Annotated in this window: 22 protein-coding genes and 1 other annotated feature; of the genes, 11 read left to right on the top strand and 11 right to left on the bottom strand. The window is 68.3% G+C overall.

Going from position 1 to position 25,592, the window contains the following annotated elements:
- Positions 1-27: 27 nt before the first annotated feature.
- The 5 genes from pyk to gcl form a co-directional block, all read right to left on the bottom strand.
- On the bottom strand, positions 28-1,452 hold the full coding sequence (pyk, locus tag ACSUZJ_RS11800; protein WP_499416304.1) for a pyruvate kinase: 1,425 nt from the start codon (positions 1,450-1,452) through the stop codon (positions 28-30).
- A 97-nt stretch (positions 1,453-1,549) separates the two neighbouring features.
- Positions 1,550-2,812: a glycerate kinase type-2 family protein gene (locus tag ACSUZJ_RS11795; RefSeq protein WP_499416302.1), complete on the bottom strand. Its 1,263-nt coding sequence runs from the start codon at positions 2,810-2,812 to the stop codon at positions 1,550-1,552.
- Positions 2,812-3,702 (bottom strand): 2-hydroxy-3-oxopropionate reductase, encoded by an 891-nt coding sequence (locus ACSUZJ_RS11790; protein ID WP_499416300.1) that lies wholly within the window; start codon positions 3,700-3,702, stop codon positions 2,812-2,814. The genes ACSUZJ_RS11795 and ACSUZJ_RS11790 overlap by 1 nt, the downstream gene beginning before the upstream one ends.
- 32 nt (positions 3,703-3,734) lie before the next feature.
- A complete protein-coding gene (gene hyi / locus ACSUZJ_RS11785; protein WP_499416298.1) occupies positions 3,735-4,511 on the bottom strand; it encodes a hydroxypyruvate isomerase in 777 nt (258 codons plus the stop codon).
- Positions 4,512-4,524: 13 nt separating this feature from the next.
- Positions 4,525-6,297 (bottom strand): glyoxylate carboligase, encoded by a 1,773-nt coding sequence (gene gcl / locus ACSUZJ_RS11780; protein ID WP_499416296.1) that lies wholly within the window; start codon positions 6,295-6,297, stop codon positions 4,525-4,527.
- Positions 6,298-6,418: 121 nt separating this feature from the next.
- Here gcl and ACSUZJ_RS11775 point away from each other — a divergent pair, with 121 nt between their 5' ends.
- The 3 genes from ACSUZJ_RS11775 (at position 6,419) to ACSUZJ_RS11765 (ending at position 9,316) form a co-directional block, all read left to right on the top strand.
- Entirely contained in the window at positions 6,419-7,369 is a 951-nt protein-coding gene (locus ACSUZJ_RS11775) for a LysR family transcriptional regulator (RefSeq protein ID WP_499416294.1), read from the top strand.
- Positions 7,370-7,567: 198 nt separating this feature from the next.
- A complete protein-coding gene (locus tag ACSUZJ_RS11770) occupies positions 7,568-8,548 on the top strand; it encodes an LLM class flavin-dependent oxidoreductase (protein WP_499416292.1) in 981 nt (326 codons plus the stop codon).
- 186 nt (positions 8,549-8,734) lie between these two features.
- The gene (locus tag ACSUZJ_RS11765; protein WP_499416290.1) at positions 8,735-9,316 is read left to right on the top strand and encodes a gamma carbonic anhydrase family protein; all 582 of its coding nucleotides are present in this window, start codon (positions 8,735-8,737) and stop codon (positions 9,314-9,316) included.
- On the opposite strand, the gene ACSUZJ_RS11760 is transcribed toward ACSUZJ_RS11765, so the two are convergent.
- The 5 genes from ACSUZJ_RS11760 to ACSUZJ_RS11740 all read right to left on the bottom strand — a co-directional run bounded on the left by ACSUZJ_RS11760 (position 9,317) and on the right by ACSUZJ_RS11740 (position 17,123).
- Positions 9,317-10,993 carry an amidohydrolase gene (locus tag ACSUZJ_RS11760; RefSeq protein ID WP_499416288.1) on the bottom strand — a complete coding sequence of 559 codons (1,677 nt, stop codon included), beginning with the start codon at positions 10,991-10,993 and terminating at the stop codon, positions 9,317-9,319.
- Between the two features lie 9 nt (positions 10,994-11,002).
- A complete protein-coding gene (locus ACSUZJ_RS11755; protein ID WP_499416286.1) occupies positions 11,003-11,158 on the bottom strand; it encodes a hypothetical protein in 156 nt (51 codons plus the stop codon).
- Positions 11,155-12,756, bottom strand: coding sequence for a phytoene desaturase family protein (locus ACSUZJ_RS11750; RefSeq protein ID WP_499416284.1), 1,602 nt, complete (start codon positions 12,754-12,756; stop codon positions 11,155-11,157). Before ACSUZJ_RS11750 ends, ACSUZJ_RS11755 begins: the two co-directional genes overlap by 4 nt.
- A 223-nt stretch (positions 12,757-12,979) precedes the next feature.
- On the bottom strand, positions 12,980-15,121 hold the full coding sequence (locus tag ACSUZJ_RS11745) for an FUSC family protein (RefSeq protein ID WP_499416282.1): 2,142 nt from the start codon (positions 15,119-15,121) through the stop codon (positions 12,980-12,982).
- Between the two features lie 779 nt (positions 15,122-15,900).
- Positions 15,901-17,123, bottom strand: a protein-coding gene (locus ACSUZJ_RS11740) for an IS3 family transposase (protein ID WP_499414155.1) whose coding sequence is annotated in 2 segments (ribosomal slippage) — positions 15,901-16,835 and positions 16,835-17,123 — 1,224 coding nt in all. Because the reading frame shifts where the segments join, the coding sequence is not laid out codon by codon here.
- Positions 16,729-16,845 (bottom strand) — a sequence feature (AL1L pseudoknot). It overlaps the preceding gene by 117 nt.
- Before the next feature lie 672 nt (positions 17,124-17,795).
- On the opposite strand from ACSUZJ_RS11740, the gene ACSUZJ_RS11735 reads away from it, so the two are divergent.
- The 8 genes from ACSUZJ_RS11735 to ACSUZJ_RS11700 are packed head-to-tail and all read left to right on the top strand — an operon-like array spanning position 17,796 to position 23,435.
- Positions 17,796-18,644: an urease accessory protein UreD gene (locus ACSUZJ_RS11735; RefSeq protein WP_499416280.1), complete on the top strand. Its 849-nt coding sequence runs from the start codon at positions 17,796-17,798 to the stop codon at positions 18,642-18,644.
- Positions 18,645-18,680: 36 nt separating this feature from the next.
- On the top strand, positions 18,681-18,983 hold the full coding sequence (locus tag ACSUZJ_RS11730; RefSeq protein WP_499416278.1) for an urease subunit gamma: 303 nt from the start codon (positions 18,681-18,683) through the stop codon (positions 18,981-18,983).
- Between the two features lie 10 nt (positions 18,984-18,993).
- Entirely contained in the window at positions 18,994-19,323 is a 330-nt protein-coding gene (locus ACSUZJ_RS11725; RefSeq protein WP_499416276.1) for an urease subunit beta, read from the top strand.
- 1 nt (position 19,324) lies between these two features.
- Positions 19,325-21,040 (top strand): urease subunit alpha, encoded by a 1,716-nt coding sequence (gene ureC, locus ACSUZJ_RS11720; protein WP_499416274.1) that lies wholly within the window; start codon positions 19,325-19,327, stop codon positions 21,038-21,040.
- Between the two features lie 22 nt (positions 21,041-21,062).
- Entirely contained in the window at positions 21,063-21,593 is a 531-nt protein-coding gene (ureE, locus tag ACSUZJ_RS11715; RefSeq protein WP_499416272.1) for an urease accessory protein UreE, read from the top strand.
- Positions 21,590-22,264: an urease accessory protein UreF gene (locus tag ACSUZJ_RS11710; protein WP_499416270.1), complete on the top strand. Its 675-nt coding sequence runs from the start codon at positions 21,590-21,592 to the stop codon at positions 22,262-22,264. The genes ureE and ACSUZJ_RS11710 overlap by 4 nt, the downstream gene beginning before the upstream one ends.
- 17 nt (positions 22,265-22,281) lie before the next feature.
- Positions 22,282-22,914 carry an urease accessory protein UreG gene (gene ureG / locus ACSUZJ_RS11705; protein WP_499416268.1) on the top strand — a complete coding sequence of 211 codons (633 nt, stop codon included), beginning with the start codon at positions 22,282-22,284 and terminating at the stop codon, positions 22,912-22,914.
- Positions 22,911-23,435, top strand: a complete 525-nt coding sequence (locus ACSUZJ_RS11700; protein WP_499416266.1) for a HupE/UreJ family protein — start codon at positions 22,911-22,913, stop codon at positions 23,433-23,435. The genes ureG and ACSUZJ_RS11700 overlap by 4 nt, the downstream gene beginning before the upstream one ends.
- Positions 23,436-23,503: 68 nt before the next feature.
- Here the strand turns inward: ACSUZJ_RS11700 and ilvD are convergent, their stop codons facing one another.
- Positions 23,504-25,378 (bottom strand): dihydroxy-acid dehydratase, encoded by a 1,875-nt coding sequence (ilvD, locus tag ACSUZJ_RS11695; protein ID WP_499416264.1) that lies wholly within the window; start codon positions 25,376-25,378, stop codon positions 23,504-23,506.
- Positions 25,379-25,592 lie beyond the last annotated feature (214 nt).

Genomic DNA, 25,592 nt, shown 5'->3' with positions numbered 1-25,592 from the left:
GCGCCCGTTGCTTTTGATGCGAGGTCTTTACTTCACATCACCCACCCGCGCCACGTGCAGCAGGTTGGTGCTGCCGGCATGCCCCGAGGGGAAGCCCGCAACCACCACCACGTCGTCGCCGGGCCCGGCCAGGCCGTGCTCCCGGGCTGCGCGCACGCCGTCGGCCACCATCTCGTTCAGGGTGGGTGCTTCCGCGAAGCGCAGCGGGTGCACGCCCCAGGCCAGCGCCAGGCGGCGCGCGATGCCCATGTCCGGCGTCAGCGCCAGGATGGGCACGGCGGGCCGCTCGCGGCTGGCGCGCAGGCAGCTCGCTCCGCTCGCGGTATAGGCGACGATGGCCGCCGGTGCGATCAGGCTGGCGACGCGGCGCAGCGCGCAGCAGATCGCATCGGCCGTGGTCGCCTCGGCCGGGGTATGGCTGGCGTCCAGGCCGGTGCGCCAGCGCGGATCGCGCTCGACCTCGCGCATCACGTCGTCCATCACCGTCACCGCTTCCACCGGATACTGGCCCGATGCCGATTCGGCCGACAGCATGACGGCATCGGCCCCTTCGTAGATCGCGCTGGCCACGTCCGAGACTTCGGCCCGGGTCGGCACTGGCGCCGCCACCATCGATTCGAGCATCTGGGTGGCGACCACCACCGGGCGCCCGGCGGCGCGCGCCGCATGCACGATGCGGCGCTGCAGGACCGGCACCTGCTGCGGCGGCAGCTCCACGCCGAGGTCGCCGCGCGCGACCATGATGCCGTCGGACAGCGCGACAATTTCCTCCAGCGCATCGATGGCGGCCGGCTTTTCCAGCTTGGCCATGATCCAGGCGCGCTTGCCGACCAGGGCGCGCGCCTCGCGCACGTCCTCGGGGCGCTGCACAAACGAGAGCGCCACCCAGTCCACGCCCAGCTCCAGGCCAAAGGCGAGGTCGGTCCGGTCCTTGGCGGTCAGCGGCGAGATCGGCAACACCACGCCGGGCACGTTGACGCCCTTGCGGTCGGACAGCACGCCGCCGACCAGCACGGTGGTGTCGGCGTAGTCGGGCCCGCAGGCATCGACACGCAGGCGCAGCTTGCCGTCGTCGAGCAGCAGTTCCGCGCCGGGATGCAGCGCGGCGAAGATCTCGGGGTGCGGCAACTGGGCGCGGGTGCCGTCGCCTACGGTCGCGTCCAGGTCGAGCCGGAAGGGCGCGCCGGCTTCCAGCAGGGCCTTGCCGCCGGCCAGGCTGCCGACGCGCAGCTTCGGGCCCTGCAGGTCCATCAGCACGCCGATCGGGCGCTTGACTTCGCGCTCGACCGCGCGAATCGCCTCGTAGCGCGCGGCGTGGTCGGCATGGCTGCCGTGGCTGAAGTTCAGGCGGAACACGTCGGCGCCCGCCAGGGCCAGCGCAAGTATGCGCTCATGGCTGGAACTGGCGGGGCCGAGGGTGGCGAGGATGCGGGAACGGCGTTGGCGTAGCATCGGGACTCCTGTGGTCTGAAAAAAGACAGGCACGGGCGTGGGCTCGTACCTGCAAGACAGAAAGCAGAAAAGCGGAGACGGGGCCTCAGGTGACAACTCAGGTGACAAGAATAGCCCGGAAGTCGTTCACGTTGGTCAGCGTCGGTCCCGTCACCAGGGCGTCGCCCAGCCGTCCGAAGAAACTGTGGGCGTCGTTGTCGTCGAGGCTGTCGCGCGGCGGCATGCCGGCTGCCCAGGCGCGCGCCAGGGTGTCCGGCGCCAGGAATGCGCCGGCCACCTCCTCGGCGCCGTCGACGCCGTCGGTGTCGGCCGCCACCGCATGGATGCCGGCGGCGCCATTCAGGGCGATTCCCAGCGCCAGCAGGAACTCGACGTTGCGCCCGCCGCGCCCGCCGCCGCGCAGCGTCACCGTGGTCTCGCCGCCCGACAGCAGCACGCAGGGCGCGCCCGCCGGCTGCCCGTGGCGGCGCGCCTGCAGCGCGATCCCCGCCATGACCCTGGCCACCTCGCGCGCCTCGCCCTCGATGCTGTCGCCGAGGATCAGCGGCGTGACGCCGGCGGCGCGCGCGACCGCCGCCGCCGCTTCCAGCGCCATCTGGGGCGAGGCGATCAGGTGGGTCGTGACCCGGGCCAGGCGCGGATCGTCGGGCTTGATGCTTTCGCCCAGGCCGCTTTCGAGCAGCGCCCGCGCGCTTGGAGGCAGCTCGATGCCGTAACGGCGCACGATCGCCAGCGCATCCGCGCAGGTGGTCGCGTCGCCCACCGTCGGCCCGGAAGCGATGTCGACCGGATCGTCGCCCGGCACGTCCGAGATCAGGAGGTTCAGCACGCGCGCCGGGTGGCAGGCCGCCGCCAGGCGTCCGCCCTTGATCCTCGAGAGGTGGCGGCGCACGCAGTTCATCTCGCCGATGCTGGCGCCGCAGGCCAGTAGCGCACGGTTGATGGCCTGCTTGTCCTCGAGCGTGATGCCTGCTCCCGGCAGCGGCAGCAGCGCCGAGCCGCCGCCGGAGACCAGGCAGATGACCAGGTCGTCCGGACCCAGGCCCTGCACCGTCTCCAGCATGTGGCGCGCTGCCTGCAGGCCGGCCGCGTCCGGCACCGGGTGCGCGGCCTCGACGATGCGGATGCGTTCGCAGGGCACGGCGTAGCCGTAGCGCGTCACCACCAGGCCGGTCAGCGGTCCCGGCCAGTGGCGCTCGAGCGCCTGGGCCATCGCCGCCGAGGCCTTGCCGAAGCCGATGACGACGGTGCGCCCTTTTGGGGGCTCAGGCAGGTAGAGCGGGATGCGGCGCGCCGGCTGGGCCGCGTCGACCGCGGCCTCGAACATGCGCGCCAGCAGTGCACGGTGGCCGGCGTCCATCAGGCTTCCTGGCCGATCGAGAAGTTGGACATGATCTCCAGCGCCCGCACCATGGCCGAATGGTCCCAGCTGCCGCCCTCGTGCGCCGCGCAGGTGTTGAACAGCTCCTGGGCGGTGGCGGTGTTCGGCAGCGCCACGCCGAGCTGGCGCCCGGTGGTCAAGGCCAGGTTCAGATCCTTGCGGTGCAGGTCGATCCGGAAGCCCGGCGCGAAGTTGCGCTTGACCATGCGCTCGCCGTGCACTTCCAGGATGCGCGAGGAAGCAAAGCCGCCCATCAGGGCTTCGCGCACCCGGGCCGGGTCGGCGCCGGCCTTGGCCGCCAGCAGCAGGGCCTCGCCCACCGCCTCGATGGTCAGCGCCACGATGATCTGGTTGGCGACCTTGGTGATCTGGCCGTCGCCGTTGCCGCCGACCAGGGTGATGTTCTTGCCCATCAGCTGGAACAGTGGACGCACGCGGTCGAAGGCCGCTTCGCTGCCGCCCACCATGATGGTCAGGCTGGCCGCCTTGGCGCCGACTTCGCCGCCCGAGACCGGCGCATCGAGGTAGTCGCAGCCGAATTCGCGGATGCGCTTCGCGAAATCCTTGGTCGCCACCGGCGAGATCGAGCTCATGTCGACCACGACCTTGCCTTCGGAGAGGCCGGCGGCCACGCCGAATTCACCGAACAGCACTTCTTCCACTTGCGGCGTATCCGGGACCATGATGATGATCACGTCGGCCTGTCTTGCCACCTCGGCGCTGTTGGCGCAGGCCACCGCGCCGGCCTCGAGCAACGAGGCCGGCGTCTCGCCACGCGTGTAGGTGAACAGGCGGTGTCCGTGCTTGAGCAGATGTCCTGCCATCGGGGTGCCCATGATGCCCAGGCCAATGAAACCGATCGTTGCCATGTCGTTCTCCTTGATGTCTTGTTGGTTGTCGTTCAGGCCAGCGCCTGGATCCAGCCGAGGCCCGCGCGGGTGTCGGCTGCCGGCTTGTATTCGCAGCCGATCCAGCCCGTGTAGCCGAGGCGGTCGATGTGGCGCAGCAGCCAGGGGTAGTTGATTTCACCCGTGCCCGGCTCGTTGCGCCCGGGGTTGTCGGCCAGCTGGATGTGGGCGATGCGGCCCAGGTGGCGTTCGATCGTGTTGCCGAGCTCGCCCTCCATGCGCTGGGCGTGGTAGATGTCGTACTGCAGGAAGAGGTTGTCGGAGCCGACCTCGTCGAGGATGGCGATGGCCTGCTCGGTGCGGTTCAGGTAGAAACCCGGGATGTCGCGGGTGTTGACCGGCTCGACCAGCAGGCGGATGCCGGCCTCCTTCAGCTTGTCGGCGGCGAAGCGCAGGTTGTCCACGAAGGTGCGGTGCACGACGTCCGGGTCGGCGCCCGCGCGGACGATCCCGGCCAGGCAGTTGAGCTGCCTGCAGCCGAGCAGGCGGGCGTAGTCGATGGCGCGGCCGACGCCGTCCTGGAACTCGCCGACGCGGTCCGGGTGGCAGGCGATCCCGCGCTCGCCCTTTTCCCAGTCTCCAGCCGGCAGGTTGTGCAGCACTTGCACCAGTTGCAGGCGGTCCAGCCGTTCGGCCAGGGCTGCCGGGTCGTAGGCATAGGGGAAGAGGTACTCCACGCCCTTGAAGCCGGCGTTGGCGGCGGCTTCGAAGCGGTCGAGGAAGGACAGCTCGTTGAACAGCATCGTCAGGTTGGCGGCAAATCTTGGCATGCTCTTGTCTCCTTCAAACGTTGGCAATCGCCGTGGGCGCATCCTCGCGCTGTACGGCCAACCCTTCGAACTCGTTGACGGCATCGATCTCGGTGCCCATCGCAATGTTGGTGACGCGCTCGAGGATGATCTCGACCACGACCGGCACCCGGTGCTCGCGCATCCAGTCGCGCGCCTGGGCAAAGGCCGGCCTGATGTCCTCGGCGCGGCGCACGCGCAGGGCCTTGCAGCCCAGGCCTTCGGCCACGGCCACGTGGTCGACGCCATAGCTCTCCAGTTCGGGCGCGTTGATGTTCTCGAAGGCGAGCTGCACGCAGTAGTCCATGTCGAAGCCGCGCTGGGCCTGGCGGATCAGGCCGAGGTAGGCGTTGTTGACCACCACGTGCAGGTAGGGCAGCCTGAACTGCGCCCCGACGGCCAGTTCCTCGATCATGAACTGGAAGTCGTAGTCGCCCGAGATGGCGACCACCTCGCGCTCGGGGTCGGCGGCGCACACGCCCAGGGCGGCCGGAATGGTCCAGCCCAGGGGGCCCGCCTGGCCGCAGTTGATCCAGTTGCGGGGCTTGTACACGTGCAGGAACTGGGCGGCGGCGATCTGCGACAGGCCGATGGTGCTGACGTAGCAGGTCTCCGGCCCGAAGGCGCGGTTCATCTCCTCGTACACGCGCTGGGGCTTGAGCGGCGTGCTGTCGAAGTGGGTCTTGCGCAGCATGGTGCGCTTGCGCGACTGGCACTCGGCCACCCAGGCGCTGCGGTCGGGCAGGCCATGGATCAGCTTCAGGCCACGCGCCACCTCGATCAGGAGGTCGAGCGCGGCGCCGGCGTCGGACACGATGCCGTAGTCGGGATCGAACACGCGCCCGATCTGGGTCGGCTCGATGTCGATGTGGACGAAAGTGCGCCCTTTCGTGTACACCTCGACCGAACCCGTGTGGCGGTTGGCCCAGCGGTTGCCGATGCCGATCACGAAGTCCGAGGCCAGCATGCTGGCGTTGCCGTAGCGGTGCGAAGTCTGCAGGCCGACCATGCCGGCCATCAGCGGATGGTCGTCGGGGATCGCGCCCCAGCCCATCAGCGTCGGGATCACCGGCACGCCGACCAGCTCGGCGAATTCCTGCAGCTTCGCCGCCGCATCGGCGTTGATCACGCCGCCGCCGCAGACGATGAGCGGGCGCTCGGCGGCGTTCAGCATGGCCAGGGCTTTTTCGGCCTGGGCGCGGGTGGCGGACGGCTTGTAGACCGGCAGCGAGGCATAGGTCTCGATGTCGAATTCGATCTCCGCCATCTGCACGTCGAAAGGCAGGTCGATCAACACCGGGCCCGGCCGGCCGGAGCGCATGATGTGGAAGGCCTGCTGGAACACGCGCGGCACCAGGGCCGGTTCGCGCACCGTGACCGCCCACTTGGTGACCGGCTTGGCGATCGATTCGATGTCGACCGCCTGGAAGTCTTCCTTGTACAGGCGGGCGCGCGGCGCCTGGCCGGTGATACATAAGATAGGTATCGAATCGGCCCAGGCCGAGTACAGGCCGGTGATCATGTCGGTGCCGGCCGGGCCGGAGGTGCCGATGCACACGCCGATGTTGCCGGCCCGCGCACGGGTGTAGCCCTCGGCCATGTGGGAGGCACCCTCGACGTGGCGCGCCAGCACGTGGTCGAAGCCGCCATTCTTCTTCATTGCCGAATACAGGGGGTTGATCGCAGCGCCCGGGACCCCGAACACCTTGCCTACCCCCTCCTTGTGCAGCACCGCCGCTGCCGCGTCGATTGCCCTCATACGGGCCATATGCGCCTCCCTTGCCTTGGATCGATCGGATCTTCCAAATCAGGATAGCGCCGGGTCCGGAAATGTTGAATTGCTGCTACTATTGCCTCTGTCGATACTAAAAGTATGGAGTGAGGCAGCCATGGACCGCTACACCGAGATCCGCAGTTTCGTCCTCGTCACCGAAAAAGGGAGCTTCGCGGCGGCCGCGCTGATGGAGGGCGTGACGCCGGTGGTGATGGGCCGGCGCCTGGACGCGCTCGAACGGCGGCTCGGCGTGCGCCTGATGCACCGCTCCACGCGCGGCCTGTCGCTAACGGCCCTGGGCGAGCAGTTCCTCGAGCCCTGCCGCCAGCTGCTGCGCGACTTCGAGATCACCGAGAACAGCATCAGCGCGGGACGCAGCACCGTGCGCGGCCACCTGGTCGTGTCGGCGCCGGCGGCCTTCGGCCGCTCGCACGTGGCGCCCCACGCCCCGGCCTTCCGGGCCATCCACCCGGAGCTGAAGATGTCCTTCAACTTCACCGACAGCGTGGTCGACCTGGTGCGCGAAGGCTACGACATGGCGATCCGCATCGGTGAGGTGCTCGACCCGAACTATGTCGCGGTCCCGCTCTTTCCCAACCGCCGGGTGGTCTGCGGCACGCCCGCCTATTTCGAGCGCCACGGCGTGCCGGCCGTACCGGAGGACCTGGTGCGCCACAACTGCCTGGCCTTCAACCTGCAGGGCGGCCAGCAGCGCGGCTGGACCTTCCACCGCGAGGGCAAGCTGTTCGCGGTGCGGGTCGACGGCGACCTGGCCTGCAACGACGGCGAACTGCTGTTCGACTGGGTGAAGCAGGGCCTGGGCATCGGCTGGCGTTCGACCTGGGAGATCCAGGCCGAGCTCAAGCGCGGCGAGCTGGTCACCGTCCTCAACGAATTCGCGGTCCACGATTACCCGATCCAGGCGGTCTACCCGCAGCAGCGCTATCTGCCGGCAAAGATCCGCCACTTCATCGATTACCTGAAGGAGATCTACAACGGTCCGGGTTACTGGGAAAAGCTGGCGGGCACGAAAGCGGACCAGCGCAGGGTTCGGCCCGAGGGGTGAGCGGCCGCCGGCCATGTCGTCTGCGGGAGTCAGCGGAAATGCGCGTAATCGACTATCATCCGGTGATCATCAGCGCCGCTGCCGGGCTTGCCCCCGTGCGCGGGCATCGTCACGGGCAGGCCCCGCCCTGCCCCGGCCATCCGTACTTGCGGCGCGGCCGCTGCGGCAGCGCGGATACCCCACCATCGAGAACTCACCATGACCCCACTTTCCATTCTTGAACTCGGCCGTGTACGCCAGGGTTCCGACCGCCGCAGCGCCCTGGACGAAGCCCGGACCGTGGCACAGCATGCCGAACGCCTGGGCTATCGCCGCATCTGGGTGGCCGAGCACCACAACATGCCGGCCGTGACCACGGCCGCAACATCGATCGTGATCGCCCATATCGCCGCCGGCACCAGCACCATCCGCGTCGGCGCGGGCGGCGTCATGCTGCCGAATCACGCGCCCTACGTGATCGCCGAACAGTTCGGCACCCTGGAAACCCTGTTCCCCGGCCGTATCGACCTGGGGCTGGGCCGCGCGCCCGGCACCGACCAGACCACCCTGCGCGCCCTGCGCCGCAGTCCGGGCAACGCCGAGAACTTCCCCCAGGACGTGCTCGAGCTGCAGGCCTTTCTTGCTCCCGACGGCGCCGTCGGGGGCATCGAGGCGGTGCCGGGCTCGGGCACCGCGGTGCCGCTCTGGATCCTGGGCTCCAGCATGTTCGGCGCGCAACTGGCCGCCCACCTGGGCCTGCCCTACGGCTTCGCCTCGCATTTCGCGCCGCAGATGCTGCACCAGGCGCTCGAGCATTACCGTTCGCACTTCAAGCCCTCGACGCAACTGGACCAGCCTTATGCACTGGTAGGCGTGAACGTCATCGCGGCCGATACCGACGAGGAGGCCCACTATCTGGCGACCTCGCAGCAAATGGCGTTTGCCGACCTCTTCCGTGGCGTGCCCGGACTGATGCAGCCGCCGGTCGAGGATATCGATGCCTACTGGACGCCCGCGGAAAAATTCCAGGCGGGACGGATGCTGGGCTGCAGCGTGATCGGCAGCCGCGACACCGTACGCGCGGGCTTGAACAAGCTCGTCGCGGAAACCGGCGCCGACGAATTGATGATCGTGTGCGACGTCTTCGATCCGGCAAAGCGGCTCAAGTCCCTGGAAATCGTCGCGCAGCTCATGGCTTGAGTCCTGCCTGCGCAGCCCATCGGAGCGGCCAGCTGAAGGACATCTGCAACCACCCCGGCTATTCGGAAAAGCCGGCGCCCCGGCAGGAAGGTGGGAAGCGGACCGAGGAGGTGCGGCCGTTCAATCGGACCGAACTTATTCGCGATCCTGCTGACTAAGCTGACAAGGCCACTCCGGAGTCCGGCAATGTCCATTACCCGCTACCTCGATTTCACGCCCGCGATCGGCGCGCGGGCCTTCGTGCACGAGTCGGCCCAAGTCATCGGCGAGGTGCGCATCGGCAGCGACAGTTCGATCTGGTGCAATGCGGTCCTGCGCGGCGACGTCAACCACATCCATGTCGGACGCTGCACCAACATCCAGGACTTCACCATCGGCCACGTCTCGCACAAGAACGAGAACAATCCGAGCGGTACCCCGCTGGTCATCGGCGACCACGTGACCATCGGCCATGCGGTGATCCTGCACGGCGTCACCATCGGCAACGAGTGCCTGATCGGCATGGGGGCTATCCTGATGGACGACGTCGTCGTCGCCGACAGGGTCATGCTCGGCGCCGGCAGCCTGGTCCCGCCGGGCAAGGTGCTCGACAGCGGCTATCTCTACCTGGGACGCCCGGCCCGGCAGGCCCGGCCCCTGACCGCGGAAGAGCTCGCCCACATACGCTACCTGGCCGAGCATTACGTCCGGCTCAAGGACAACTACCTGGCGCAGGAGGCGGGGCCCGTCACGGCAGGCATGGTCGGCGAACCGCCGCACGCGGATTGATCAGCGCTCGTTGTCCGTTGCCGCGCCCGCTGCAGCCAGACCCGGCGCCGGCGCCTCGTACACCACCTTGCCGCCGACCACCGTCTGCAGCACCTTGATGTTGGCGATGTCCTCTGCCGGAATCGAGAAGAAGTTGCGGTCGAGGACGATGAAATCGGCCAGCTTGCCGGCCTCCAGCGATCCCGTCACGGTTTCCTGGCGCAGCGTCCAGGCCGCGTTCATGGTCGCCGCCCGCAGCACGGCGGCGCGCGGCATGCCGGGCTGATCGGTCAGGCGGCCGGCGTATTGCTCCCCCGCCCCTGGCGCGGCCTTGCGTGTGACGGCAACCTTCAGGGCGAACCAGGCGTCGAGCGGATCGACAGGCCAGTCGCTGCCGTAGGCCACGCGGGCGCCGGCGCCCAGCAGCACGGCCTGGGGTTGGACCGTCGCGTAGCGCGCCGGCCCCAGGTAAGGCGCCAGGGCGTCGACGGTGTCCGGCGCCGGCTTGGCCCACTGGAAGGACAGCACGGGCGTCACGTCGAGCGCGGCAAAGCGTGGGTAGTCGGCCGGCGCCACGATCTCGGCGTGGGCGATGGCTGGCCGCACGTCCTTCCCCGCGTCCGTTGCGCGCAGCGCCGCGATGGCGTCCAGGGATTCGCGCACCGCGCGGTCGCCGTCGGCATGGATGTGCGGATCGACACCGGCCCGGGCAAGTTCCGCCAGCGTGGCGCCCAGGTCCTGGGCGGAAAAGTAGCCCGGCGGCCCCTTGCTGGGGCCGGGCTGCCAGTCCGGCTTGTCGTCGGTCCCCTTGTTCACCAAATAGGGTTCGAGCATGGCGCCGGTAAACGCGGGCGCCGCGATCACGCCGTCCATGAAGAGCTTGGCGTGGCGCACCTGCAGCGAGGGAGCCGCCCGGGTCGGGCCCTGGTCGAAACGCCGTTGCTGCGCGAGCAGCGCGGCGACGGCGCCCTGCGGGGTCGCGCCTTTCTCCAATTCGACCAGCACCGCGAAGTGGGCGCGCGCGCTCAGCCTGCCCTGGCGCTGCAGCGCCGCGAAGGCCGTCATCGTTTCCAAATCGGTCCAGGCGTCGAGGAAGCTGGTGATGCCCTGGCGTCGCATCGAATCCAGCGCCGCTTTTGACGCCGCCAGGTTCTCCCGCGCGCTCAAGGGCGGCAGCAGGCGCATCGCCAGGTCCTGCGCCGCGTCCTCCAGCAGGCCGGTGGCCTCGCCTCTAGCGTCGCGCACGATCTTGCCGCCCGCCGGGTCGGGCGTGTCGCGCTTGATGCCGGCCAGCGCGATCGCGCGCGAATTGATCTGCACCGAATGGCCGAACGAGGAGCGCACGATCACCGGGCGCGTGGTCCTGAGCGCATCGAGCGTGGCGGCGCTGGTCGCCGTGCCATCGGGCTGCATGCCCTGCTGGAACCAGTTGACCACCAGCAGCGGCCTGTTTGGATGCTTGTTCCTGTCGCGGTCGAGGCAAGCCTGGATGCGCGCCCGGAACTGGGCCACCGTGAGCCGAAGGTAATCCAGGCTGCAGTTGAGCAGGCGGCTGCCGCCCGATTGCGGATGCATGTGGGCGTCGACCAGTCCCGGCATCAGCATGCGCCCCTGCAGGTCGACGACGCGGGTGGTCTTGCCGATCCAGCCTGCGGCGCCGGCATCCGGGCCGACGTAGACGATGCGTCCGGCGCGCACGGCCAGCGCCTACTGCACGCTGTCCTTCTCGTCCACGGTGTAGACGAAGCCGTTGCGGTAGACCAGGTCGGCGGGCGCGCGGACAGCACCCGCCGCCGCATCCGCCGCCGCGCAGGCCAGCACGAGGACGGCGGACAGCGCCGCGCACGACGCGCGGCGGCTCATGCGCGCCGCCTGGCGACGTCGCGCAGGACTTCGCGCGCGGCGTTGTGACCCGGCGCCCCGGTGACGCCCCCGCCCGGATGGGTGCCCGCGCCGCAGGTGTAGAGGCCGGGGACGGGACCGCGGTAGTCCGCATAGCCGAGCATCGGCCGCGCCGAGAACAGCTGGTCCAGTCCGAGCGCGCCGTGGAAGATGTCGCCATTCACCAGGCCGAAGCTGCGCTCCAGGTCCAGCGGGCTCATGATCTGCCGGCCGAGCACCGAGCGTTTGAAGTTGGGAGCCCAGCGGTCGACCGTGTCGATCATGAGATCGGCCACGCGTTCGCGATGGTCGTCCCAGCTCGACCCGTCGGGCAGCTGGGGCGCGACGTGCTGGCAGAACAGGCTGGCCACGTGCTGGCCGGGCGGCGCCAGGGTCGGATCGAGGGTCGAAGGAATCAGCATCTCGACGATGGGCTCGCGCGACCAGCCATCGGTGCGCGCATCCATGTAAGCGCGCTCCATGTAGGACAGGCTGGGGGCGATGATGATGCCGCTGCCGTGGTGCTCGCCCGCCTGGGTGCCGGGCAGGCAGCTGAAGCTCGGCAGCTCGGACAGCGCCACATTCATGCGGAAGGTTCCGGAGCCGCAGCGCCAGGCCTGCATGCGGCGCAGGAAGTCGGCGGGAAGCGCGCCCGGCTCGACCAGCCTGGTGTACAACAGGCGCGGATTCAGGTTCGAGACCACCACGCGCGCGTCGACGCGCTCGCCTTTTGACGTGACGACGCCGGATGCACGGCCCTTCTCCAGCAGCACCTCGCGCACACCCGCGCCCAGGCGGATTTCCACGCCGAGCGCCTGGGCCGCCTTCGCCATCGCCTGGGTGATGGCGCCCATGCCGCCGACGGCATGCCCCCAGGCGCCCTTCTTGCCGTTGACCTCGCCGAATACATGGTGCAGCAGCACATAGGCCGACCCGGGCGTGTACGGGCTGGCGTAGTTGCCCACCACGCTGTCGAAGCCGAAGGCGGCCTTGATCGGCGCGCTGTCGAACCAGCCGTCGAGGTAGTCGCCGGCCGACTTGGTGAACAGGTCGAGCAGTTCGCGCTGGCTGGAGAGCGGCAAGGCGCGCATCCGGTTGCCCAGCCTGCCGGCCTTGATCAGCTCGGGCAGCGCGGCGAGCCAGCCGCCCTCGACCCGGTTCGGCGGCGTCTGCAGCACCAGCTCGCGCAGCAGGTCGGCAGCGGCGTCCAGGTGGCTGGCGTAGGCATCCAGCCTGGCTGCGTCGCGCTGCGAGAATTTCGCCACCTCGGCGGCTGTCCTGCCGGCGCCGACCTTCAGGTAGCGCTCGTCGTCCAGCGGCAGGAAGTTCGACAGCGGCCGCTCGACGACGCGCAGGCCGTGACCGGCCAGGTTCATGTCGGCGATGACCCTGGGGTTGAGCAGGGAAACCGTGTAGGCCGCCACCGAGTTGCGGAAACCCGGGTGGAATTCCTCGGTGACGGCGGCGCCGCCGACCACTTCGCGCTGCTCGAGTACCGTGACCTTCAGTCCGGCGCGGGCCAGGTAGAAGGCGCATACCAGGCCATTGTGGCCGGCTCCGATGATGACTGCGTCGCGCATCCGCTTCCTCCTTGGGGAACACGGGCATTATGCGCCAGCGGACGAGAATCCGTACCTCCCAGAATGGCGAGGTAGGCAGTGTCCGGCGGGAGGTCCGCCCTGCAGGCGCGGCGCCGCCGTTGTCGCGGACCGCCTCGTACAGCTCGAGCCGGGCGGCGCATCAAACACCCCACGAATGTATCGGAAGCGGGCTGCGTCAAGTCCTCACGCGAGAGGACAGTCCTCATCCCCGTCCGAGCACATTGCCGATCGCAGCGCGGCTTTGCGCCACTCGCGCGGCATCCTGCTGCAGCAGTCGCAGGCGCCGCTGCAGCGGCGCCCAGCCGGGCCACTGCGCCATCCAGCTTATCCGCCCGTCCGGCGACGCCGGCCCGGCCTGTGGCGGCGCCCCCAGGCTGGCCCTTACCTCGGCAAACATGCGCTCGAGCGCGGCCTCGACCTCGCGCGACGGCAGGTTCTCCGCATAGCGCTGCAACAGCAGGCGCAGCGCGGCCATGTGGGCCACCAGCAGGTAATTCTGCACCGTGAAGCGGTTCAGTTCGCCCGGCGCGCGCTGCTTGTCCGCCGGCTCGTCGAGCATGCGGCCGAGCGCCGCGCTGAGCGTGGCGAGGCTGTCCATGAAGCGCTTGCGGCTGATCCGGTAGTGGACGTCGTCGCCCGTGCGCTTCAAAAGCATGCCGGCGGCCGCATCGATGTATTTGCGGTTGGCGTCGAGCACCGCATCGACCAGCCGCGGCAGGTTCTGGTATTCCCAGCTCGGCAGCACGTAGCTGAAGAAGGTGGCGATCAGGGTGCCGAGCAACGTATCGAGCAGGCGTTCGCCGATGGCGCTGGCGCCGACCGGCACCGTCAGGCCGATCAGCAACAGGGCCTGCACGCTGGCGGCCACCGCCGTGTAGCGGTATTTGATGGACAGGAAGGTGGGCGCCGCGGCGGTCGCGACGAACAGGAAGCCGATCAGCAGCGCGGGCGAGTGGACGAAATGCAGGATCACGGCGGTGAGCATGCAGCCGATCAGGGTGCCGACCAGGCGGTCGGTGCGGCGCTGGCGGGTGAGGCTGAAGCTCGGCTTGAGGATCACGGCAATGGTCAGCGCCGTCCAGTAGCCGTGCGAGGTATAGGGCAGCCAGCGCGCCGACAGGAGGCCGACCGAGATCGCCATCGCCACCCGCAGCGCGAAGCGGAAGACCGGCGAGCTCCAGCGCAGGTTCGACAGCAGGATGCCGATGCTGTAGCGCTGCTGGGTGAGGAAAGGCGTCATGTCCGAATGCGGCACCATCGGCAGCGCGCCCTCGGACGATGCGCGCGCCTGGCTGGCGGCATGCAGCCGTCCGATCATCGCGACCAGCTCGCGGATATTGTTGACCGTGGCGCGCAGGGCCGCGTGCGCATCGAATTCCTCGTCCTCGCCCGGGGGCGGCGCCGGCAGCGCCCGCAGCGCCTCATCGAGCGCGCGCAATGCGTCCCGGTAGTCGACCGTGGAGCGCGAGGGCTGGTCGCGCGTCATCGCATACGCCACTGCCTCGATGTCGCGCGCGGCCATGCCGACCAGCTCGCCCAGCAGCGGCAGGATGGGGCCGCCGGCGAAATGCCGGCGCAGCACGCCATAGTCCGTGTGGGTCGACAGGACCAGCTCGTACAGGTCGAACATGGCGTAGTGCACCTGCACCAGGATCGCCTCGCTTGGTGCCGGCTTGCCGCGCAGGATCAGGTCGCGCGAAGCCTGCTGCCGCTCGGCCAGCACGCTTTGTTCGCGCACCAGCTTCTCCATCTGCGCGGGCAGGCTGTTGGCCAGGTCGTAGCAGCCGGCCTTGATGCCCGTATACACCACCAGTTCGTACAGCGCCTCGGCCAGCACCTGCTGCTTGAGGCGGCGCTGCAGCAGCCAGACGACGACCATGGCATACGCCATGTAGCCGGCGCCGCCGGCAAAGAAGAGCGCGCCATGCCGCAGCGCCTGCAGCGGCGTGGCCGGGGCTTCGGACGACAGCATCATCACGAACAGCGCCGCGAACTGCAGCGGCATCGCCTTCCTGCCGTAGACCACCATCATGCTGGCAAGGAAGGAGACCAGCACGATGACGGTGAACAGCAACCATTCCACCTGCGAACTCAGGCTGACCAGCAGCGCCACCACCGAGCACAGCAGCACGCCCGCCAGCATCTCGTTGAACTTGTGGCGCAAGGGGCTGGGCAGGTCCATCAGGCTGGTGCACAGGGCGCCCATCGCCACGGCGATCGCGGTCGGCAGGTCGGCGATGAAGTAGGTCAGGAAGGTGAGGCCGACGATGCCCGTGGCGATGCGCAGGCCGGTGTAGAAATAGTGACTGAAGAGGAAGGTGCGTGCAGCGAGGGCGTAGTGCATGGGGTCGGGTCGCTCGCTTTCCGGGCGGGGTTGGCGCGGCAGGGAATGATGAGCCGATTATAGCGGTAGCGTGGCGGGCGGCCCGTCCTGTAGTCGGGCGCGTGCCTGGACCGGATCGACGCTGGCCCGATCCCATATGGCCTGTTCGTGCTCACGGAGTCGCCGCAGGACTGCCTCTTGGACGCTCTGCCAAACACCTCCTTGCATCCATTCGTGCAGGCGACGCCGGCACGTCATGCCGCTGCCGTAGCCAAGCCCACGCGGCAGGTACTCAAGGTATTTCGGTTCTGAGGACAAACAGAACTCCCGTCAGGGGCCGCACGATCGTTGATGCGCGATCGCCCGCCCATCGGCGATCCACGGTGGGCCGGAAGACGCGCTCCTATAAGCGACCGAAGGGTTACGGAGAGAAGTGCTTGGGCCATGGCATCGGTCCGCCTGCGAACACGGCCGCCCTCTTGGCGCCCGGACTGCCGCCGTGTACGTCTGCTATCGCCCCCGAAGCTGACGTACATAGCCCTAGAGGTCGGCCCAAATTCTGACAACTTTCGCGTTCTGCCAACCAAGAGATGCCTCGACCGTGCGCCCTCTTGAACGTCTCACTAAACTGATTGAGCAAGGATCCACTGATCTACCGTAAGGCCAATTTCATTATCGTCTGCTCTCGGCTGGGCGGGCTTATTGCACCATCGAGCGAAACGCGCTGTGCGACCATAAACGCCCTCAGCTTGTCGGCTTTTTGAACCGCCCCGGCTTTCGTGGAGGCCGGTTGGTGTGAGTCAGGCCGGGATGGCTTGACTGCTCAGTTGCTCGTAATAGTTTGCCTCAGCTTCGGCCGGCGGTATATAGCCGAGCGGTTCCAGCAGGCGGTGGTGGTTGAACCAGGATACCCATTCCAGCGTGGCCAGTTCGACGGCTTCACGTGTCTTCCAGGGAGCGCGGCGGTGGATCAATTCAGCCTTGTAGAGTCCGTTGATGGTCTCGGCCAGGGCGTTGTCATAGCTGTCGCCCTTGCTGCCCACAGAGGGTTCGATGCCGGCTTCTGCCAGGCGCTCGCTGTACTTGATCGACACGTATTGCGAGCCCCTGTCGCTATGATGGACCAGCTCGTTCCGTTCGGGCTGACGCGCGTACAACGCCTGTTCCAGCGCATCGAGCACGAAGTCGGTACGCATCGAACTGCTCACCCGCCAGCCGACGATGCGCCGGGCAAAGACGTCGATGACGAAGGCGACGTAGACAAAGCCCTGCCAAGTCGAGACGTAGGTGAAATCGCTGACCCACAACTGGTTCGGGCGCTGCGCCTTGAACTGGCGGTTGACCCGGTCGAACGGGCATGGCGCCTTCGCATCGGCCACCGTCGTGCGCACGACCTTGCCACGCATGACGCCTCGCAGCCCGGCCTTGCGCATCAAGCGCTCCACCGTGCAGCGGGCCACGTCAGTGCCCTCACGCCGCAGTTGGCGCCAGACCTTGTCGGCGCCGTAGACCTGCATGTTCGCCTGCCAGACGCGCTCGATATCGACGCTCAGCACGTCGTCGCGCTGGGCTCGTGCGCAACGCAACGCAGGATTACGCTGCTGCGCGGCATAGCGCCAGTAGCCAGACGGCGCGACCTGCATCACCTTGCAGATCGGCTCGACGCCGTAGGCATGGCGGTACTGGTCGATAAATGCCCTCACGGCTTGAAGTGGCGGCCGAGCTCCGCCTGGGCGAAAAACGCACTCGCCAGACGCAGGATCTCGTTTGCCTTGCGCAGCTCGCGCACTTCTCGCTCCAGCGCCTTGATGCGCTCCTCTTCGGCAGTGGTCGGCCCCGGGCGCTGGCCGGTATCGCGCTCTTGCTGGCGTACCCAGCGACGCAGCGTTTCAGGTGTGCAGCCGATCTTGGTTGCGATGGATTCGATCGCCGCCCACTGCGAGCTGTACTCGCTGGCGGCCTCACTGACCATGCGCACGGCGCGCTCGATGACTTCGGGGGAATACTTGGGTTGCTTCTTCATGACTCCATTCTCTCAAACAATGGAGCCTCTACAAAATCCGGGGCGGTTCATTTCTCGCTACCGGTACCCGGTTAAGAAACGCTGAGAAGACTATACACATAGAGTGCATTGTTACAAGCGCAGAGCCACTCGTTAAGGTGAGGCAATTACCTGAATGAGAGGATCTATTAGCGTTGGCTGGCATGCGCAAGGCAGCATTCACAAAGGTGGGCACGTCGACCGCATCATGTCAGATTCAGCCACCATACGCCATGCGGCGCCAACGAGAAGATTAGCTACTGACGTTCCTCGAAACAGGTTGCGCGCAGATTCGATTGTCGTGATAATTTGGTTGTCAAAGCTCCAATTTTTTCGGCCACGGTATCTCTTTGGCTAAAGCCTCCCTCTCGACCTAACTAATAAGCCACACTGAATCGCCACAGCTCTGCTAGACACTCGAGCGCCGCCGGAAACACTGCTTCTCTTACTCTGCCGGCGCCCTTGCCTCGCTCAGCCTAGCGCATGAAAGTGGTGCATCTTCAGCAAGAGGCTGCACCAAAACCGCCCGCCGGATGCACTGCCGATACGTTTCGCCCGAACGGGGTGCGCCGCGCACCACCGGCGCCAGGCGGCGCACCGCCACGCAACGCGCATGTACCCTGCAGTGGCACGGAAAGTGCTACGTACCGGGGCATGCGAGATGCACCAACCCACCACACCGATTCACCCGCCGGCTGGCTGGCCAGCCTCGAGCTGGACATTGCCTTGCGCGACGGCGCCAGCATCGTGGGCCGCAACCGCCACCACGGTCCGCTGCGGGTTCAGAAGCCGCTGTATCCGGAAGGCGCCGCGACCGTCCACGCGATCCTGGTGCACCCTCCCGCGGGCATCCGCGCCGGCGACCGGCTGCAGGTCGCCGCCAGCGTCGGGCCAGGGGCGCATGCCTTCCTGACCTCGCCGGGCGCGACCAAGTGGTATCGCTGCAATGATGACGACGGCCATGCCCATCAGTCGGTAAGTCTGACGGCCGGCAATGGCGCGGCGCTCGAGTGGATGCCGCAGGAGACCATCTACTTCGACGGCGCGCGCGCGGTGCAGCGCCATGTCGTCCAGCTTGGCGCCGGGGCCCGCTACATCGGCTGCGAGGTGCTGTGCTTCGGCCGCCAGGCCAGCGGCGAGCGCTTCGAACGCGGCGGGCTGCGCCTGCATTCCGAACTCTGGTGCGGAAGCGAACTGCTGTGGTACGAGCAGGCGCGCCTCGAAGCCGGCTCCGCTGCCCTCGCCGGGCCCTTCGGGCTCGATGGCGCGACGGTCTGCGCCACCCTCACCGCGGTCGGACCGGCCCTGCCCGCCGCCTTGCTGGCCCAGATCCGCGCGCTCGACCCCGCGCTCGGCGCCAGCCAGCTCAAGTCCGTGTTCATCGCGCGCCTGCTGTGCGGCGACAGCGAGCATGCGCGCCGCGTGATGACCGGCATGTGGCAGCTGCTGCGTCCGCACCTGATCGGCCGCCCTGCGCTCCTGCCCCGCATCTGGGCGACCTGATTGGGCCACCTGACTCCACCTTAGCATCCTGCCGACATGGACCTGACACCAAGAGAAAAAGACAAGCTGCTGATCTTCACCGCCGCCCTGCTGGCCGAGCGGCGCCGCGCGCGCGGCCTGAAGCTGAACTATCCCGAATCGGTCGCGCTGATCTCGGCGGCCATCATGGAAGGGGCGCGCGACGGCCGCAGCGTCGCCGAGCTGATGTACGAAGGCACCCGCATCCTCGCGCGCGGCGACGTCATGGAGGGCGTGCCGGAGATGATCCCCGACATCCAGGTCGAAGCCACTTTCCCGGACGGGACCAAGCTCGTCACCGTCCATCACCCGATCGTATGAGGCGCAATCGATGATCCCTGGAGAATACCTGCTGCGCGAGGACGACATCGCGCTCAATGCCGGCCGCCCCGGCCTCACCCTGCGCGTGGCCAACAGCGGCGACCGCCCGGTGCAGGTCGGCTCGCACTTCCATTTCGCCGAGGTCAACGCGGCGCTGCAGTTCGACCGCGCGGCCGCCCTCGGCATGCGGCTCGACATTGCCGCCGGCACGGCGGTGCGCTTCGAGCCCGGCCAGTACCGCACGGTCGAACTCGTGGCCCTGGCCGGCGCGCGCGAAGTCTACGGCTTCAACGGCCAGGTGATGGGCGCCTTACCCTCCCTGTCCCTGGAGGAGAACTGAGATGGCGACCATCAAGCGCCAGGCCTACGCCGAAATGTACGGCCCCACCGTGGGCGACCGCATCCGCCTGGCCGACACCGAACTGTTCATCGAGATCGAGCACGATTACGCCGCCGCCCACTACGGCGAGGAAGTCAAGTTCGGCGGCGGCAAGGTGATCCGCGATGGCATGGGCCAGTCGCAACGCCTGCATGCCGAGGTCATGGACACCGTTATCACGAATGCCGTCATCGTCGACCACTGGGGCATCGTGAAGGCGGACATCGGCCTGAAGGACGGGCGCATCGCCGCCATCGGCAAGGCCGGCAATCCGGACACCCAGCCCGGCGTGACCATGGTCATCGGCGCGGCGACCGAAATCATCGCGGGCGAAGGCAACATCGTCACCGCGGGCGGCGTCGACACCCACATCCACTTCATCTGCCCGCAGCAGATCGAGGAAGCCTTGACCAGCGGCGTCACCACCATGATCGGCGGCGGCACGGGGCCGGCGGTGGGCACGGCGGCCACGACCTGCACGCCCGGCCCCTGGCACATCCACTCCATGCTGCAGGCGGCCGATGCCTTTCCGATGAACCTGGGCTTCCTGGGCAAGGGCAACGTCAGCCTGCCCGGGCCCATCGAAGAACAGATCCGCGCCGGGGTGGTCGGCCTGAAGCTGCACGAAGACTGGGGCAGCACGCCGCAGGCCATCGACAACTGCCTGGCCGTGGCCGAGCGCTTCGACGTGCAGGTGGCGCTGCACTCCGATACCCTGAACGAAGCAGGGTTCCTGCAAAGTACCCTGGGCGCCTTCAAGGGCCGCACCATCCATACCTTCCACACCGAGGGCGCGGGCGGCGGCCATGCGCCGGACATCATCGCGGCCGTCGGCGAGGCCAACGTGCTGCCCTCCTCGACCAACCCGACCCGTCCCTACACCGTCAACACGCTCGACGAGCACCTGGACATGCTGATGGTCTGCCACCACCTCGACGCCTCGATCGCCGAGGACGTGGCGTTTGCCGAGTCGCGCATCCGGCGCGAGACCATCGCCGCCGAAGACATCCTGCACGACCTGGGCGCGATCTCGATGATGTCCTCGGACTCGCAGGCGATGGGGCGCGTCGGCGAGGTCATCCTGCGCACCTGGCAGACCGCGCACAAGATGAAGCTGCAGCGCGGCCACCTGGCCGCCCCGGACGGTTCTAGCGCCACCCACGACAACTTCCGCGTCCGGCGCTACATCGCGAAATACACGATCAACCCGGCCATCACCCACGGCATCGCGCACGTGGTGGGCTCGATCGAGGTCGGCAAGCTGGCCGACCTGGTGATCTGGAAGCCGGCCTTCTTCGGCGCCAAGCCTTCCATGATCCTGAAGGCCGGCATGATCGCGATGGCCCAGATGGGCGACCCGAACGCCTCGATCCCGACGCCGCAACCGGTGCACTACCGGCCCATGTTCGGCGCCTACGGCGGCGCCCTCGCCAAGTCGGTCACCTTCGTCTCGCAGGCGGCCTTCGACGAGGGCATCGCCGGGCGGCTGGGCCTCACCAAGACCGTGCTGCCGGTCCGCGCCACCCGCGGGCTGTCCAAGGCGGACATGATCCATAACGGGGCCACCCCGGTCATGCAGGTGGACCCGGAAACCTACGAGGTGCGTGCCGACGGCCAGCTGCTCACCTGCGAGCCGGCCACCGTGCTGCCGCTGGCGCAGCGCTACTTTTTGTTTTGAGGCTTGTTAGGAGGAATATTCGATGCTGACCCTGCACACCCGCCTGGAGCGAACCGACCGGACCACCGCTCAGGTGACCGATGAAGCGGTGCTCCCCTACGACCAGCGCGAGCGCTGCCGCCTGCGCATCACGCTGGCCTCGGGCGCGACGGCCGCGCTGTTCCTGCCGCGCGGCTCGGTGCTGCGCGACGGCGACCTGCTCACCGGGCCCGAAGGCGCGGTGGTGCGCGTGCGCGCGGCGCCCGAAGCGACCTATCGCATTGACGCACCCGATCCCCAGGCGCTGGTGCGCTGCGCCTTCCACCTCGGCAACCGCCATGGCCAGGTGCAGATCGGCGCCGGCCACCTGCGCATCCGCGCCGACCCGGTGCTGCGCGAGATGCTCGCCGGCCTGGGCGCCACCGTGACCGAGGAACAGGCGGCCTTTCAGCCGGAACCGGGCGCCTATGGCGGTGGCCACGCGCACAGTCATGACCATGAACCGCGCCACCTGCTCGCCCCGGTTCCGCTGCGCCAGAAGATTCACCGCCCCGGCGACCTGGAGCGCGCGTGAACGCAAGCGCCCTGCTGCACCTGCTGCAACTGGCCAGCCCCTCGCTGCCGGTGGGCGCCTACAGCTATTCCCAGGGCCTGGAAACGGCGATCGAGCGCGGCCGCGTGCGCTGCGCGGACAGCGCCGCGCGCTACCTGGCGCGCCAGCTGGACGACGTGCAGGCCTGCTGGGACGGCGCCGTGTTCTGGCGCCTGCTGGCGGCCTGCCGCGCCGGCGACGGCGCCGCGTTCGCGCAGTGGAACGCGCGCTACCTGGCCTCGCGCGAGAGCGCCGAGCTGCGCGCCGAGACGGTGCAGATGGGCTTTTCGCTGACCCGGCTGCTGATCGAACTGCAGCTGGTCCCGGCCGGCGGCGCAATACCCCACACCCGCGACACCTGCTTCCCCGCCGCGCTGGCGCAGGCGGTCGAGGCGCTGCAGGTGCCGCATGAAGAAGCGCTGCTAGCGATGCTGTTCTCGTGGGCCGAGAACCAGGTGCTGGTATGCGTGAAGTCGATCCCGCTGGGCCAGGTGGCCGGGCAACGCCTGCTATTGGCGCTGCGCCCGGCCATCGAAGCGGCCGCCGCCCGGGCGCGCGCCCTGCCCGACGACGACCTGTCGAGCTGGGCGCCGGGCCTGGCCCAACTCTCCATGTACCACGAAGTCCAGAGCGGCCGGCTGTACCGGTCGTGATATTGAAAGGAACCAGTATGCAATCGAATCCCTTGCGCGTTGGCGTCGGCGGCCCGGTCGGATCGGGCAAGACGGCCTTGTGCGAACAGCTCTGCAGGGCCATGCGCGACCAGTACGACATGGCCGTCATCACCAACGACATCTACACCCGCGAAGACATGGAGATCCTGCTGCGCGCAGCGGCATTGCCGCCGGAGCGCCTGATGGGGGTGGAGACCGGCGGCTGCCCGCACACCGCGATCCGCGAAGACGCATCGATCAACCTCGAAGCGATCGCCCGCCTGCAGGCGGACTTCCCGGCGCTGGAACTGGTCCTGGTCGAATCGGGCGGCGACAACCTGGCCGCCACCTTCAGCCCGGAACTATCGGACCTGACCCTCTACGTCATCGACGTGGCGGGCGGCGAGAAGATCCCGCGCAAGGGCGGTCCGGGCATCACGCGCTCGGACCTGCTCATCATCAACAAGACCGACCTGGCGCCGCACGTGGGCGCCAATCTCGACATCATGGCCGCCGACGCGCGCCGCCAGCGCGGCGAGCGGCCCTTTGTCTTCACCAATTTGCGCAGCGGCGCCGGCGTGGACGAGGTCGTCGCCTTCATCCGCGAGCAGGGCCTGCTGGACGCCACCCGGGAGGGGCACGCAGCATGAACCGTTCGACTATCCTGATCGTCCTGATGGCCGCCGGCAGCGCCTGGGCCCACCCCGGCCACGGCGACGGCGGCCTGGCCCATGGGCTCGGCCATCCCCTGCTGGGACTGGACCACTGGCTGGCCATGCTGGGACTGGGCCTGTGGGGCTGCGTCGCCGGCATCCCGCGCAAGGCGGCCGCCACGGTTTTCGCCGGCCTGGCGGCGGGCGCCCTCCTGCCCGTCGCGCTGCCCGCGGTGGAGCCGCTGCTGGCGGCAAGCGTGCTGGTGGCGGGCCTGATGGGCCTGGGCGCGGCGCGGCTGCCGGCGAACCTCGGCCTGGGCCTGGCCGCCGCGTTCAGCGTCGTACATGGGAACGCCCACGGCCAGGAAGTGGCCGGTCTCGCGGCCGCGGCCGGCGCGATCTGCACGAGCATGGGGCTGATGGCGCTGGGCTGGCAGCTTGGTGCCAACACGCGCCTGCAGCGGCTGGGGGCTGGGCTGGTCGCGCTGGCCGGCGCCGGCATGATGGCGTTTGCCTGAGGGCGCCGGCGCCCCCGATGCCGGCGCATGGCCGCCCATGCGCGGGCGGCCTGGCCGGAGCGTTACGCTCAGCGCCTGAGCTGGCTCAGGTCGCGCACCGCGCCGCGGTCGGCCGAGGTGGTCAGCGCGGCATAGGCCTGCAGCGCCTGCGACACGTAGCGCTCGCGGCCGACCGGCTGCCAGGCATCCGCGCCGCGTGCTTCCATCGCAGCGCGCCGCTGGGCCAGTTCCTCGCCGGTCACGCGCAGGTTGACGGTGCGCGCGGGGATGTCGATGTCGATCATGTCGCCCTCTTCCACCAGGCCGATGGCGCCGCCTTCGGCCGCTTCCGGCGAGGCATGGCCGATTACCAGGCCGGATGAACCGCCCGAGAAGCGCCCGTCGGTGAACAGCGCGCAGGTCTTGCCCAGCCCCTTGGACTTGATGTAGGAGGTCGGGTACAGCATTTCCTGCATGCCCGGACCGCCCTTCGGTCCTTCGTAGCGGATGATGACGACGTCGCCCGCTTCCACGGGATTTGCTCCATTCGTGCCCAGGATCGCCTCGACCGCCGCGTCCTGGCTCTCGAACACGCGCGCCCGGCCGGAGAACTTCAGGATGCTTTCGTCCACGCCGGCGGTCTTCACGATGCAGCCCTTCTCGGCGATGTTCCCGTACAGGACCGCCAGGCCGCCGTCCTGCGAGTAGGCGTGGGCGCGGTCGCGGATGCACCCGAGGCTGCGATCGAGGTCGCTGCTGGCGAAACGTTCGGACTGCGAGAACGCCACCTGGGTGGGCACGCCGCCCGGCGCCGCGCGGAACAGCTGGTGCACGGCCGGATCGTCGCTGACGCGGATGTCGTATTGTTCGATCGCCGCCGCCAGCGTCGGGCTGTGCACGGTCGGCAGCGAGGTATCGAGCAGGCCGGCGCGCGCCAGCTCGCCCAGGATCGCGACGATGCCGCCGGCCCGGTGCACGTCCTCGATGTGGAACTTGTCGGTCATCGGCGCCACCTTGCACAGGCAAGGCACCTGGCGCGAGATGCGGTCGATGTCGGCCATCGTGAAGTCGACCTGCGCCTCGTGCGCCGCCGCCAGCAGGTGCAGGACGGTGTTGGTCGAGCCGCCCATCGAGACGTCGAGCGCCATCGCGTTCTCGAAAGCGGCCCGGGTGGCGATCGAGCGCGGCAGGACCGAGTAGTCGTCGCCTTCGTAGTGGCGCTTGGCCAGTTCCACGATCAGGCGCCCGGCCTTCAGGAACAGTTCCTTGCGGTCGGCATGGGTGGCGACGATGGTGCCGTTGCCGGGCAGGGACAGGCCCAGGGCTTCGGTCAGGCAGTTCATCGAATTGGCCGTGAACATGCCCGAGCAGGAACCGCAGGTCGGGCAGGCCGAGCGTTCGATCTCGGCCACGTCGGCATCCGACACGGTGGAATCGCCGGCCTTGATCATGGCGTCGACCAGGTCGAGCTTGATGACCTTCCTGTCATTGTTGACGACCTTGACCACCTTGCCGGCTTCCATCGGACCGCCGGACACGAAGACGACCGGGATGTTCAGGCGCATCGCGGCCATCAGCATGCCGGGCGTGATCTTGTCGCAGTTCGAGATGCAGACCATGGCGTCGGCGCAGTGGGCGTTGACCATGTACTCGACCGAGTCGGCAATCAGGTCGCGCGAGGGCAGCGAATACAGCATGCCGCCGTGCCCCATGGCGATGCCGTCGTCCACCGCGATGGTGTTGAATTCCTTGGCCACGCCGCCGGCAAGCTCGATCTCGCGCGCCACCAGCTGGCCCAGGTCCTTCAGGTGCACGTGGCCGGGCACGAACTGGGTGAAGGAATTGACCACGGCGATGATCGGCTTGTCGAAGTCGCCGTCCTTCATGCCGGTGGCGCGCCACAGTGCGCGCGCGCCGGCCATGTTGCGGCCCTGGGTGGTGGTGTGGGAACGGTAAGTAGGCATGGTGCTCCTGAAACGGCTGGCGAATGAAAGCATCAGGGTGCCCGATGAGCAACGATATGTCCAATATATGAATTAATACCCTGTGATTCTTTTTGCGTATCAAAGATCCGGGTCATGGTCCCGGCTTTCCGATGGTGCGCCTACGCATCAAATTGGTGAGCTTCGCGCTCCGCGTTTGTACACAATCCCCGCCGGGTCCCGGCGGCGGCGGGCC

The organism is Telluria sp. B2 (genome assembly GCF_051789535.1).
GTDB lineage: Bacteria > Pseudomonadota > Gammaproteobacteria > Burkholderiales > Burkholderiaceae_D > Telluria.
The sequence above is the reverse complement of the archived record's forward strand: the minus strand, read 5'-3'. Positions and strand labels throughout refer to the sequence as shown.